Below are 12,088 nucleotides of genomic sequence, written 5' to 3' on the forward strand. Positions count from 1 at the left end.
CGACGCTACCGGCTGACCCTCGGCGGCGGGTCGTCGGCACGTCGGCGCCGCCGCCAGAACAGGTAGCCGCCGCCCGCCGCCACCAGCACACCGAGGGTGGCGAGCCCGCGTACGGTCGCTGCTTTGTTCCTTCCCTTCTCGGGTGCTGTCTCCGCCGATGCCGGCGGAGTCACCTGGGAGGACTCGAAGCCGAGCGGGGGGACGTCTGCGGTGAGCGCGGCGACCAGGTCGATGACGCCGTAGCCGTACTGGTCGTCGCGACCGGGTGGTCCCTTGTCGACGGCGGTGGCGGTCAGCCGGTGGGCGACTTCCTGGGCGGGCAGGTTGGGGTACTTGGAGCGGATGAGAGCAGCAGCCCCGGCAACGATCGCAGTCGCATCGGATGTACCGGTGCCGACTCGATAGCCCCCGTTGAGCCCGGTGCTGTAGATGTCGACGGCCGGCGCTACGACATCAATTTCCGGCCCGGCGACGGAGATGTCAGCATGGCGCCCCTCTCGATCGACGCCGCCTACTGCGATTACACCTGGCTCGCGAGCGGGGTAACCGACGAGCGGGGAGTTGGAGGTGTTGCCGGCTGCTGCGACGACAACGATGTCGGCGCTAAGTGCAGCCCTGACTGCTTGTTGTAGCTCAACATCAGCCCCGGCTGTCAGCGATACGCTGATTACCTGGGCGTGGTTCTCGATCGCGTAGCGTATGGCCATTGCGAGGGCGGCAGAAGTGCCGTCCTCGTGAGCTGGAGACGTATAGATCGGCAATATCTTCGCCTGCGGGGCTATGCCGATGGCGCCATGGGTGTTTTGTCCGTTGGCCGCTATTAACCCGGCCATGCCAGTGCCGTGCCCGTCCTTATCCTGTTGTCCATTCCCGGAGCCGCCCGGAATAATGTCGGTGCCTGGCATCAAGTTGTGCGCAAGGTCTGGATGTAGGGTCACTCCGCTGTCAGGAACAGCAACAACAATGCCCTCGCCGCGGCTGATGGTGTGTGCTTTGGATGCTTGCAGGTATTGCAGGTGCCACTGGCTTAACTGCCCTCCGAGAGGGCTGCTGCCTATATGGAGCGATATGGCCATTAGTAGGACGGCAGGTGTAACAGCTTGGAGTCCTGGCATGTTCAACGAGGAAGGCCGATTGCCGGACCCGGGTCTATCGGCCCCTCATCTTCGGGTGCCTGTACAACGGGATCGACCCCCTCGCTAGTCCTCCACGGATTATCGGAGTCCCAAGTGCCTTGCTCGTCCGGCTTCCTGGATGCCCTGTTCAGAGGCCCGAAGCTGCCGGATCCTGCTGTAGTGGGACTGCCGCCGAGTGGGTGCAGATTTGTAGCGTTAATGTGCTGCGCATTGCGCCCCGCCCCTGGTCGCGATCCCGCTCCTCCAGTGGGAGCTGTCCCGGCTGCTCCGCCACCAATGACGCCGCCCACGGGATTTACCCTACGAGGACCGCCGCTGGCCGGCTGAGTCATGCCCGGAGGAATGTTGCCGCCTATCAGCCCTCCTATTGGTGCTGAGCGTGTAGGGCTGGCAGGTGAGACGGATCCAGATATCGGACTTCCTTGGATCTGATTCGGGCGCGGAGGCCCTGGCCTTGCCGAAGGAGGCAGCACAGGGTTGATGCCTGTGGCCGATGGAGTGCTTGGTAGAGCGGTCGGAGGGCTTGGCAGGGCCGGAGATGGAGGCGGCGGATTCACTGCGCTGCCCACGCCGCCCAATATCGGACCAGTGCTGGGCGCTGGAACCATGGGCGTGGTCTGGGTGGCAGTGCGCGGCTGGTTCGTCCTGGCAGCCGGGGTTGCTGGTAGTGGTACCGCGATGATCGGCGGGATCACGGGTGCGACAACCTCTGTCCCAGGCCGCGCGGAAATGTCATCTACCTTTGGCACCGGCTTCGGTGGCGGCTGGCGCAGCATGACCTGGGCGTGCTGGAGTTCGCCGCTCAGCCCCGTCATCAACCCGCGCGCCCGTACGTTCAACTGCTCCAGGTCGTCGTCCGTCACCGGGGGCCGTTCCGGCAACCGGCTGCCCGCAACCGCCTTCGGGTCGGCGATCGTCGCCTCGTACGCCTGCTTCTGCCGCAGCTTCTTCGCGTACTCCTCGTGCAGTGGTTGCAGCTCGGCCCGCGCGCTGCCGATGGCGCGTGCGGCGGCGGCCAGCGCGTCGTAGTTCGCGGCGGCGGCGTCGTGGGTGCGCTGTACGCGGTCGATGAGCTGGTCGAGTTCGGCGATGTACGCCCGCGCGGCGGCGTTGGTCTCCGGCGGCCACGCCTCGGCCAGACCGCGCCGGTATTCGCGCAGGCGGCTCAGGTGGGCCAGGGCGAGGTCGCAGACCTTGCGCCAACCGGCGACCTGCTTCCACTGGCCGGCGGTGTCCTGGTCCTGCACGCACGCCCACATGCTGAGGACGTCCATCAGCCGCCAGTCGGTCAGCCCGGAGGTGCGTCCGCTGCCCCGTTCGATCACGGCAGGATCACCCGGCTCTGTTCGGGGGCGGTGGGGTCGGCCAGTGGCGGCATCGGGCGGGCGACGGTGGCGGAGGGGCCCGCTAGCGCCCGTTCCACGTCGGCCACGCGGGCGGAGGAGAACGCGTCGGCGTCGCCGTAGCGGGCGGCGATCCGCCCGGCGGCGTCGGCGAGCCGGCCGGTCGCCGGTGCGAGGTCCCAGACCGCGCTCACCGCGGCGGTCTGGGTGTCGTGGTGGGCCTGAAGGAACTGGACCAGCTCGATGAAGGCGTCGGCCGGGTTGGGCACCGGGGCCTTCATGTCGTCGGCGATGTAGGACAGGTGCGGCGAGTAGTTGCGCGTCACCTCGTCCTGGAGGCGGTCGGCGAACTCCCGCATCTGTCGGATGTCGGCCTCGATGCCGCCGTAGCCGCGCAGCCAGCCGGCTGGCTGGTTGTCCTCCGGGATCATCGGAGCCTCCTGCCCGTCACCACACGGTTTCCCTGAGTGAGGTTAATGGCTCGAAGCTGATCCCGGCAGCCCCGCCCCGTCGTCGCGAGCGGGAGGTGAGGTCAGCGGGGGAGGGCGGAGGCCCGCCACGCGCCGGGGCCCGCGACGGGCCCGGCCAGGGCGGGGCGTGCGCTGCGCGCCCACTGCGACACGGGGGCCGGCGCGGCGGCCTGGGCCGGGCGGGTGCGCACCACGATCGCGCCGACCAGAGCGGCCAGCTCCTCGGCGGTGGGCACGCCACGGACGATCCGGAACAGCGGCTCCTCGGCAGACATGACCCCAGGGTACGCGTCGCGAATTCGACCTTCGCCGTACAGTGGCGTGCCGACGGTGTGGGCGTCGCAGCGGCCGGGTACGGTTTCTGCGATGTCGAACGCGCTCCCCCAACTCGTCGCCGACCGGTACCGGCTTATCACGCCGCTCGGTCAAGGCGGCATGGGCCGCGTCTGGAAGGCGCGGGACGAGGTGCTGCACCGGGACGTGGCCATCAAGGAACTGGTCCCGCCCCCCGGCCTCACCCCGGAGGAGCGCCGCGAGATGCGCGAGCGCTCGCTGCGTGAGGCGCGGGCGATCGCCCGCCTCAACAACATCAACGTGGTCCGCATCTTCGACGTGCTGCGCACCGACGGCGATCCGTGGATCGTCATGGAGTACGTGGCGTCGAAGTCGTTGCAGGACACCATCGCCGAGGACGGCCCGGTCACCCCGGCCAAGGCGGTCGAGATCGGCCTCGGCGTGCTGAACGCGCTGAAGGCCGCGCACAAGGCCGGCATCATGCACCGCGACGTCAAGCCGGGCAACGTGCTGCTCGGCGAGGACGGCCGGGTGGTGCTCACCGACTTCGGCCTGGCCACCATCCCCGGCGACCCGAACGTGACGCGCACCGGCATGGTGCTGGGCTCGCCCGCGTACATCTCTCCGGAGCGTGCCCGCGAGGGCACCGCCGGCCCGGAGGCGGACCTCTGGTCGCTCGGCGCCACGCTCTACGCGGCGGTCGAGGGCAAGTCGCCGTACGCGCGCCCGTCGGCGATCGCCACGCTCGCCGCGCTCGCCACCGAGCCGATGCCGCCGCCGCGCAACGCCGGGCCGCTCAAGCCGGTGCTCCAGGGCCTGCTCCGCAAGGACCCGGACGAGCGGATCACCGCCGAGGTGGCCGAGCGCATGCTGCGCAAGGCCGCCGGTCGGCGGGCCAAGAGCATCTCGCTGCTCGACGGCGTACGCCGGCCCGGGCCGAACGGTCCGCGCGTGCCGCGTCCGCCGCTGGTGCCCGCGCCGCGCCCGGCCGACCAGGCCGAACGCGCCGCGTCCGGGGTCGCCGCAACCGGGGGTACGGCGGCAGCCGCCGACCCGACGGCGAAGGTGCCGGCATCCACCTCGGACGCCGGGCCCACCGCGGTGACCCCGCCGCCCGCCGACCCGACGGCGAAGCTCGACCCGGCGCCCTCGACCGACGAGACGCTTGTGGACGACGAGGCCCGGGTGGACGGCGTCGACCCGGCGCTGGACGAGACGCGGCTCGACGGCGACCCGGTCACCGACACCCCGGCGCCGGTCAGCCCGGCCGTGACCGGCTCCGCGCCGGTCAGCCCGGCTCCGGTGCAGGAGGCACCGTCGACCGGCCGGGCGACGGTGCTGCCGGTCGAGAAGTCCGCGCCGAACCGGCGCAACCTGCTGATCGGTGCGCTTGTAGTGCTGCTGCTCGTCGGCCTGGTGGTGGCCGTGCCGCTGCTGACCAACGGTGACGACGGCGACGGCGGTGAGCCGACGGCCGGCACCTCGGCGTCGGCGGCGCCGCCCGCGCCGAGCGAGAGCGCGTCGCCGAGCGCCCCGGCCACTAGTGCGTCGGCCAGCCCTTCTCCCTCGGCCAGCCCGTCTGCGTCCGGGGCCGTGTTGCCGGCCGGCTGGCGCCTCTACACCGGCCCGAACGGCTTCAAGGTGCCGATCCCGAACGGTTTCGAGGCTCGGGTCCGCAGCGACAACGTCGTGCTCTACGAGGTCGGTGGCGCTCGGCGGGTGCTGTTCATCCAGTGGACGCCGAACCCGAAGCCGGACGCGTACGCCGACTGGCAGGGCCAGGAGAAGTACCGCGCTTCCCGCGTCCGGAACTACAAGCTGGTCGGCATCACCAAGTGCGACCCCTACTTCCGCACCTGCGCCGACTGGGACTGGCTGGAGACGCGCGACGACGGCACCCGGTTCCACGTGCGTAACCGGGGTGTGGCGACCGCCAGCAACAGGGGCTTCGCGCTGCGCTGGGAGGTGCCCGCGAAGGACTGGGACGCCAACCTGGCCAACTGGGAGATCATCACCAAGGGCTTCGTGCCGGACCGTCAGAACTGACCGGGAATCCCGCGGTCACGAAACTCGCTCGCATGGCTTTCCGTCCTCGGGGGTATGAATCCCTCCGACGACGGAAGGAGGCGCGACATGGGTTACCGACGGAGGTACACCGGCCCGCGGCTGGCACTGTGGATGCTCGTTGCGCTCGGCGACGTCGTACTGCTCCTCATCAGTGCCGGCCTGTCCGCGCCGGTCGCGGTCCTCGGCGTGCTGACGCTCACTGTCGCCGGTGTGGCGGCGTGGCGCCTGACGCGCCGGACGCCGGTGCCCGTCCCGGCCACCGCGCGCCGCAGAGCCTGACCTCGGGGTACGACGACAGCGGGACCGCCTCGTGACGAGGCGGTCCCACTTGTGTCGCACGTATGTCAGGCGGTGTTGTTCGCCAGCGCGATCAGCCGGCTGCGGTCACCGTTCCAGTAGTTGCGGTCGACGTTGCCGCTGATCCCGGAGACGGCGCCGGTGCTGGTGTACTGCCAGAAGCTCCACACCGGGGCGCCGGCCGGCAGCGTGCCGGGCGCGCTGGCCCAGCGGGCGAGCCACAGCGGGTGGTTGGCCCACGGGCCGGTCCAGCTGCCCGTGCACTGGTTCCACCAGCTCGTGGTGGTGTAGATGACCGCGTACCGGCCGGTGCGGGAGCGGTAGGTGTTCAGGAAGTCCTGGATCCAGTTGCGCATGCCGGTGGTGCTCAGGCCGTAGCAGTAGCCGCCGCTGTACGGGTTGCCCTCGATGTCCAGCGCGGCGGGCAGCGTACGGCTGTCCGCCGACCAGGCGCCACCGTTGCTGGCCAGGTAGTTGGCCTGGGTGGAACCGGCGGAGATGTTCGGCCGGGCGAAGTGGTACGCCCCGCGGATCACCCCGGCGTTGTACGCGTTGACGTAGTTCGCGTTGAAGTTCGGGTCCTTGTAGCTCGTACCCTCGGTGGCCTTGATGAAGGCGAACTGGATGCCCGAGTTGCGCACGCTGGTCCAGTTGATGCTGCCCTGGTACCGGGAGACGTCGATCCCGGGCGTGGTCGCGGCGGCGGCCGGTCCGGCGGTCGCCACGAGGGCCGCGGCCGCGGTGGCGGCGGCGGCCAGGCCGGCGGCGAGAAGCCGGCGCACGGAGAGTCTGGTACGGGCCATGGTTGCCTCCAGAGGGACGTCCGTTGATTGATGCCCATCTTTGGAGGTTAGTGCCCTAGATCGCAATAGGAAGAAAGGAAATTTTCATACACGATCGTCGTTCGCCCAGGTGGCGCGACAGTTGCGGATCAGCGCAGGTCGCTCGGGTCCATCGCCCAGCGGAACGGCTCGGTGACACTGAGCGTCTCACCCGCCTTGGCGACGGCATCCTCGACGTAGTGCGCGCCGTCGAGCCGGTGCAGCCGCAGCGAGTGGCTGTCGCCGTCCTGCTCGACGAGCAGGTACCACGGGATTCGGGCGATCGCGTAGAGCTGCATCTTCAACACCCGGTCGACGCCCGCGTTCCAAGGCGAGACGACCTCGCCGACCAGCGCCACGCGTTCCGCGTCCAGGATCGCGCCCTCGCCGTCGGCATCTGTGACGACGAGGTCGGGGATCATGACCCGGTCGACGCCGAGCCGAACGTTGACGCCGTGGTGAACGAGGAGACCGGCCGGCGCGACCGTCGACTCGACGGCGTTCGCCAATCGGCGCACCACCCGCTGATGCCGCAGGTCCGGGGCGGGGCTGATGATCAGTCCCCGGTCGAACAGTTCGACGCGGTGGCGGCCGTCGCCCATCGCGAGGTAATCGGCCTCGGTCAGCGGGGTCACGGACGCAGCCGTTACCGGATCCACTCGACATCATCTCCGTTCCAGTTACTGCCCGGCCAAGTCTGACCGGCTGCGGGAGCACGCCGGTCGAGCGACACGGCTCGGGGCGGTAGGCTCCCCGCCCATGCCCCTGATCGACGGTCTCACCACGCTCTGGGACACGCTGACCAGCGCCCAGCCGGACCCGCCGCCGCTGCTCGTGGTGGTCACCGCCGTGGTCGCGCTCGCGGTGGTCGTGGCCCGGTTGCCCTGGCGGATCGCCCGCAACGCGGTGACCATCGCGCACGAGGGCGGCCACGCGCTCGTCGCGCTGCTCACCGGCCGCCGGCTGCACGGCATCCGGCTGCACTCGGACACCTCCGGGCTCACGCTGTCCGCCGGTCGTCCCACCGGGCCCGGCATGATCCTCACGCTGCTCGCCGGGTACGTCGCACCGTCGCTGCTCGGCCTCGGTGGCGCGTGGCTGCTGGCCGGTAACCGGATCACGCTGCTGCTGTGGCTCGCGGTGGCGCTGCTGCTGGCCATGCTGGTGATGATCCGCAACCTGTTCGGCGTGCTGTCGCTGCTTGTCACCGGCGGCGTGGTGCTCGCCGTCTCCTGGTACACCTCGCCCGAGGTGCAGGCCGCGTTCGCCTGGACGTCGGTGTGGTTCCTGCTGATCGGCGGCGTACGGCCGGTGTTCGAGCTGCACCGGCAACGCGCCCGGGGCCGGATGCCGCAGTCCGACGCCGACCAGCTCGCCCGGATCACGCCGTTCCCGGCGCTGTTCTGGGTGGGCGTGTTCCTGCTGGTGAGCGTGGGCGCGCTGGCCGCCGGGGCGCTGCTGCTGGCCGGCCCGATCCTGGCCGACGCGGGGCTCACCGGCTGACCGGGCCGAGCCGCACCGCTGCGCGCCGCGCCAAGTCGGCCCGCAGCGCGCCGTATCGCGTCGCGGAGCGGGCCGCTACGCGGCAGGGCAGAATCGGACCGTGCGATACGTGATCATCGGAGCGGGCGCGGTCGGCGGCACCATCGGCGTACTCCTGGCCGACGCCGGCCACGACGTGACGCTCGTGGCCCGTGGCGCGCACCTGGACGCGCTGCGGGAGCGGGGTCTGACGCTGCGCACGCCGGACCGTGACGTGACGGGCCGGCTCCCGGCGGTGGCCGGGCCGGACGGGCCGCCGCTGCCAGCGGACACCGTGCTGGTCCTCACCGTGAAGTCGCAGGACACCGTGGCGGCGCTCGACGTCTGGGCGGACGCCCCGGTCGAGGGCGGCGGGACGGCGGGCGAGCGGCTGCCGGTGGTGCCGGCCCAGAACGGCGTGGCAAACGAGCCGGCCGCGCTGCGGCGCTTCGCCCGCGTACACCCGGTGTGCGTGTGGCTGCCCGCCACCCACCTGGAGCCGGGCGTGGTGGTCGCCAACGGCCATCCACATCCGGGCATGCTGCACATCGGCCGCTACCCGACCGGCGCCGACGACACCAGCCGGGCGGTCGCCGCCGACCTGACCGCGGCCGGGTTCGTCGCGCCGGTCCGCGACGACGTGATGCGCTGGAAGTACGGCAAGCTGCTCGCCAACCTCGGCAACGGCCTCCAGGCGCTGCTCGGCCGGGACGTGCCGGAAACCCTGTCGAAGCGGGTACGCGCCGAGGGCGAGGCGGCGCTCGCCGCAGCCGGCATCGCCCACACCACCGTCGAGGAGGAGGCCGCCGAACGCGGCGACCGGGTGTCGCACCGGCCGGTGGGCGGCGAGGAGCGCTCCGGCGGCTCCACCTGGCAGAGCCTGGCCCGTGGTGCGGGCTCGGTCGAGACCGACCACCTCAACGGTGAGATCGTGCTCCTCGGGCGCCTGCACGGCGTGCCGACCCCGGCCAACGCGGCGGTGCAGACGGCGGTCCGCCGGGCGGTCCGGGACCGGATCCCGGCCGGCGGCTTCCCGCTCGGCGAGTTGGAGAAATTGCTCGGCTGAGCGGGCAACCCGCACCGCGCCGCCAGGCGTGTCCCTCACGAACACGGGGAGGTGGCAGGTGCCCGACAGCGACGGCTTCGACGAGTTCTACCGGGGCAGCCGGCAACGGCTGCTCGGCTTCGTCTACGTGCTCACCGGTGACCTCGCCGAGGCGCAGGACGCCGTGCAGGAGGCGTACATCAGGGCCTGGCAGCGGTGGTCCACAGTGCGCGGGTACGACGACCCGGAGTCCTGGGTGCGGGTGGTGGCGAGCCGGATCGCGGTGAGCCGCTGGCGCAGCCTGCGCAGCCGGGCGCGCGCCTACCTGCGGCACGGCGCGGTGGCGGACGTGCCGGCGCCGAGCACCGAGACGCTGGACGTGGTCGCCGCGCTGCGCCGGCTGCCCGAGGCCCAGCGCACCGCGATCGCCATGCACTACCTGCTCGGCATGCCGGTCGCCGAGGTGGCGCGGGAGACCGAGGCACCGATCGGCACCGTCAAGGCCCGGCTCTCCCGGGGGCGGACCGCGCTCGCCGGGCTGCTCGCCGTGGTGGACCTGGAGGAGGAGGCGGCAGATGCCTGACGACGTCGCACTCGTGGAGTTGCTGCACCGGGATCTGCGCAACGTCACCTGGCCGGAGCCGGAGGCGATCCGGGCCACCGCCCGGCGGCGCAGCCGGCGCTCCGCCGCGCTCGCCGCGGCCTCGGTGGTGGTCGTCGCGGCGCTCACCGCGTCACTCGTGGACCGGGCCGGCGCGCCGCCACCGCCCGCCGCCGGTGCCGTCGACGGGCGGGGGGAGATCGTGGCCGAGGCGATGCTGGAACCGGCCGACGTCCCCGTACCGACCGGGGAACGGCTCGGCGAGACCGGCCTCGGCGAGCCGGTCCGGGTCGACGACCTGCTTCAGGTCTGCGCCCGGGAACAGGGGCGGCCGGCCGAGGAACCGCGCTCGCGCTACTCACGGGGGCAGACCCTGATGGAACCGCCGACCGAGCCCGCTACGACCATCGGATCGGTTCTCACCCAGGACGTCTACCGGATGGCGCCAGGCGAGGCGGGCCGGTTCGTCACCGACCTGGAGGGCACAGTCGCGGCCTGCGGCGCGTGGCGGACGACCGGCCAGGTCTACACCGAGCGGGGGACGGTCAGCGCCGAGGTCGTGCACCGCTGGTACGTCGCGGCGAGCGGTTTCGCCGGAGATCAGGCGCTGCTGCTGCGGCACGAGGCGACGGTGGCGCCGGACGAGACGACCGGCCGGCCGCCCGGCTACCCGCCGTTGTTCGAGGACCGGCTGGTCGTACGGGTGGGTGATCTGGTGACGGTGCTGCTCCCGTCCGGCCGGCTGCGGACCGACCTGCCCATGGGTCAGGCGCCCGAGGCCAGGGTGACCGAGGAACAGGTGCGGCAGATGGCCCGGGTCGCGGCCGAGCGGATGTGCGTGGCCGCGAACCCCGGCTGCTGACGCCGGTGCCCCCGCCGTCTCAGCGGCGGGGGCACCAGGGCCGGCTACAGCGGGATGTTGCCGTGCTTCTTCGGCGGCAGCGTCTCGCGCTTGGTGCGCAGCACCCGCAGCGCCCGCACGATCTGGGTACGCGTCTCGTGCGGCGGGATCACCCCGTCGACGTAGCCGCGCTCGGCGGCGATGTACGGGTTGGCGAGCGTGTCCTCGTACTCGGCGATCTTCTCGGCGCGGACCGCGGCCGGGTCCTCGGCGTTCGCCAGTTCCGAGCGGTAGAGGATGTTCACCGCGCCCTGCGCGCCCATCACCGCGATCTGCGCGGTCGGCCAGGCGAAGTTCAGGTCCGCGCCCAGGTGCTTGGAGCCCATCACGTCGTAGGCCCCGCCGTACGCCTTGCGGGTGATGACGGTGACCTTGGGGACGGTGGCCTCGGCGTACGCGTAGATGAGCTTCGCGCCGCGGCGGATGATGCCGTCCCACTCCTGGCCGGTGCCGGGCAGGAAGCCGGGCACGTCGACGAAGGTGAGCACCGGGACGTTGAACGCGTCGCAGGTGCGCACGAACCGGGCCGCCTTCTCCGACGCGGCGATGTCGAGCGTGCCGGCGAACTGCATCGGCTGGTTCGCCACCACGCCTACCGGGCGCCCCTCGACGCGGCCGAAACCGACCACCATGTTCTGCGCGTACAGCGGCTGCACCTCGAGGAACTCGCCGTCGTCGAGCACGTGCTCGATGACCCGGTGCATGTCGTACGGCTGGTTCGCCGAGTCCGGGATCAGCGTGTCCAGCTCGCGGTCCTCGTCGGTGACGTCGAGGATCGCGGGCGCGTCGAAGACCGGCGGCTCGTCCAGGTTGTTCGACGGCAGGTACGACAGCAGCGCCTTGACGTACTCGATCGCGTCCTCCTCGTCGGTGCCGAGGTAGTGCGCGTTGCCGCTGCGGGTGTTGTGGGTGCGGGCGCCGCCCAGCTCCTCCATGCCCACGTCCTCGCCGGTGACCGTCTTGATCACGTCGGGGCCGGTGATGAACATGTGCGAGGTCTGGTCGACCATGACGGTGAAGTCGGTGACCGCCGGGGAGTAGACGGCGCCGCCCGCGCACGGGCCCATGATGAGCGAGATCTGCGGGATGACGCCGCTGGCCCGGACGTTGCGGAAGAAGATCTCGCCGTAGAGGCCGAGGGACGTGACGCCCTCCTGGATCCGCGCGCCGCCGGAGTCGTTGATGCCGACGACCGGGCAGCCGATCTTCATGGCGAGGTCCATCAGCTTGACGATCTTCTCGCCGAAGACCTCGCCGAGGGAGCCGCCGAAGACGGTGAAGTCCTGCGAGAAGACGCAGACCTGCCGGCCGTCGACGGTGCCGTAGCCGGTCACCACGCCGTCCCCGTACGGGCGGGTCTTCTCCAGCCCGAAGTTGGTCGAGCGGTGCCGGGCGAACTCGTCCAGCTCGACGAACGAGCCCTCGTCGAGGAGCATCTCGATCCGCTCGCGGGCGGTCTTCTTGCCCCGCGCGTGCTGCTTCTCGACCGCGCGTGCCGACCCGGCGTGCACCGCCTCGTCGAGCCGTCGCTCCAGGTCCGCCAGCTTGCCGGCGGTCGTGTGGATGTTGAACCCGGTCTCGGTAGTCACCCG

The 12,088-nt window shown here is 71.4% G+C and carries 13 protein-coding genes; 7 read left to right on the forward strand and 6 right to left on the reverse strand.

The features are described 5' to 3' along the window. Positions 1 to 5 precede the first annotated feature (5 nt). Positions 6 to 1,076: a type VII secretion-associated serine protease mycosin gene (gene mycP / locus SM452_RS21440; RefSeq protein WP_463840551.1), complete on the reverse strand. Its 1,071-nt coding sequence runs from the start codon at positions 1,074 to 1,076 to the stop codon at positions 6 to 8. 789 nt (positions 1,077 to 1,865) lie between these two features. Between mycP and SM452_RS21445 the strand changes: the two genes are divergently transcribed. Then, entirely contained in the window at positions 1,866 to 2,165 is a 300-nt protein-coding gene (locus tag SM452_RS21445; RefSeq protein ID WP_463840552.1) for a hypothetical protein, read from the forward strand. A gap of 292 nt (positions 2,166 to 2,457) precedes the next feature. Here SM452_RS21445 and SM452_RS21450 read toward each other — a convergent pair whose 3' ends face one another. Both SM452_RS21450 and SM452_RS21455 read right to left on the reverse strand, forming a co-directional pair. Further along, positions 2,458 to 2,910, reverse strand: a complete 453-nt coding sequence (locus SM452_RS21450) for a hypothetical protein (protein WP_121684324.1) — start codon at positions 2,908 to 2,910, stop codon at positions 2,458 to 2,460. A gap of 101 nt (positions 2,911 to 3,011) precedes the next feature. Further along, complete coding sequence (locus tag SM452_RS21455) at positions 3,012 to 3,224, reverse strand: acyl-CoA carboxylase subunit epsilon (RefSeq protein WP_013284043.1); 213 nt, start codon at positions 3,222 to 3,224, stop codon at positions 3,012 to 3,014. A gap of 91 nt (positions 3,225 to 3,315) precedes the next feature. Between SM452_RS21455 and SM452_RS21460 the strand changes: the two genes are divergently transcribed. Continuing rightward, positions 3,316 to 5,289 (forward strand): serine/threonine-protein kinase, encoded by a 1,974-nt coding sequence (locus SM452_RS21460; protein WP_463840553.1) that lies wholly within the window; start codon positions 3,316 to 3,318, stop codon positions 5,287 to 5,289. Positions 5,290 to 5,376: 87 nt separating this feature from the next. After that, positions 5,377 to 5,589, forward strand: coding sequence for a hypothetical protein (locus tag SM452_RS21465; protein ID WP_091047495.1), 213 nt, complete (start codon positions 5,377 to 5,379; stop codon positions 5,587 to 5,589). A 65-nt stretch (positions 5,590 to 5,654) separates the two neighbouring features. On the opposite strand, the gene SM452_RS21470 is transcribed toward SM452_RS21465, so the two are convergent. Both SM452_RS21470 and SM452_RS21475 read right to left on the reverse strand, forming a co-directional pair. Then, on the reverse strand, positions 5,655 to 6,410 hold the full coding sequence (locus SM452_RS21470) for a GH25 family lysozyme (RefSeq protein ID WP_262012553.1): 756 nt from the start codon (positions 6,408 to 6,410) through the stop codon (positions 5,655 to 5,657). A 128-nt stretch (positions 6,411 to 6,538) separates the two neighbouring features. Beyond that, positions 6,539 to 7,087 carry a Uma2 family endonuclease gene (locus SM452_RS21475; protein WP_262012552.1) on the reverse strand — a complete coding sequence of 183 codons (549 nt, stop codon included), beginning with the start codon at positions 7,085 to 7,087 and terminating at the stop codon, positions 6,539 to 6,541. Positions 7,088 to 7,187: 100 nt separating this feature from the next. Between SM452_RS21475 and SM452_RS21480 the strand changes: the two genes are divergently transcribed. From SM452_RS21480 to SM452_RS21495, 4 genes are all read left to right on the forward strand, one after another. After that, positions 7,188 to 7,931, forward strand: a complete 744-nt coding sequence (locus SM452_RS21480) for a M50 family metallopeptidase (protein ID WP_184977352.1) — start codon at positions 7,188 to 7,190, stop codon at positions 7,929 to 7,931. 100 nt (positions 7,932 to 8,031) lie between these two features. Then, entirely contained in the window at positions 8,032 to 9,015 is a 984-nt protein-coding gene (locus SM452_RS21485; protein ID WP_262012551.1) for a ketopantoate reductase family protein, read from the forward strand. 58 nt (positions 9,016 to 9,073) lie between these two features. Then, positions 9,074 to 9,577 carry a SigE family RNA polymerase sigma factor gene (locus SM452_RS21490; protein ID WP_194798594.1) on the forward strand — a complete coding sequence of 168 codons (504 nt, stop codon included), beginning with the start codon at positions 9,074 to 9,076 and terminating at the stop codon, positions 9,575 to 9,577. Beyond that, complete coding sequence (locus tag SM452_RS21495; protein WP_355506685.1) at positions 9,570 to 10,457, forward strand: hypothetical protein; 888 nt, start codon at positions 9,570 to 9,572, stop codon at positions 10,455 to 10,457. Before SM452_RS21490 ends, SM452_RS21495 begins: the two co-directional genes overlap by 8 nt. A gap of 44 nt (positions 10,458 to 10,501) precedes the next feature. Here SM452_RS21495 and SM452_RS21500 read toward each other — a convergent pair whose 3' ends face one another. Next, positions 10,502 to 12,085 carry an acyl-CoA carboxylase subunit beta gene (locus SM452_RS21500; protein ID WP_013284052.1) on the reverse strand — a complete coding sequence of 528 codons (1,584 nt, stop codon included), beginning with the start codon at positions 12,083 to 12,085 and terminating at the stop codon, positions 10,502 to 10,504. Positions 12,086 to 12,088: the final 3 nt, after the last annotated feature.

The sequence above is a fragment of the Micromonospora sp. SYSU B005 genome (assembly GCF_055362685.1).

Excerpts from the sequence above, each read along its gene's own strand:
- mycP (WP_463840551.1), bottom strand. The coding sequence starts at position 1,076 with ATGGCCATATCGCTCCATATAGGCAGCAGCCCTCTCGGAGGGCAGTTA.
- SM452_RS21480 (WP_184977352.1), top strand. The coding sequence starts at position 7,188 with ATGCCCCTGATCGACGGTCTCACCACGCTCTGGGACACGCTGACCAGC.
- SM452_RS21470 (WP_262012553.1), bottom strand. The coding sequence starts at position 6,410 with ATGGCCCGTACCAGACTCTCCGTGCGCCGGCTTCTCGCCGCCGGCCTG.
- SM452_RS21455 (WP_013284043.1), bottom strand. The coding sequence starts at position 3,224 with ATGTCTGCCGAGGAGCCGCTGTTCCGGATCGTCCGTGGCGTGCCCACC.
- SM452_RS21460 (WP_463840553.1), top strand. The coding sequence starts at position 3,316 with ATGTCGAACGCGCTCCCCCAACTCGTCGCCGACCGGTACCGGCTTATC.
- SM452_RS21445 (WP_463840552.1), top strand. The coding sequence starts at position 1,866 with ATGTCATCTACCTTTGGCACCGGCTTCGGTGGCGGCTGGCGCAGCATG.
- SM452_RS21465 (WP_091047495.1), top strand. The coding sequence starts at position 5,377 with ATGGGTTACCGACGGAGGTACACCGGCCCGCGGCTGGCACTGTGGATG.
- SM452_RS21495 (WP_355506685.1), top strand. The coding sequence starts at position 9,570 with ATGCCTGACGACGTCGCACTCGTGGAGTTGCTGCACCGGGATCTGCGC.
- SM452_RS21450 (WP_121684324.1), bottom strand. The coding sequence starts at position 2,910 with ATGATCCCGGAGGACAACCAGCCAGCCGGCTGGCTGCGCGGCTACGGC.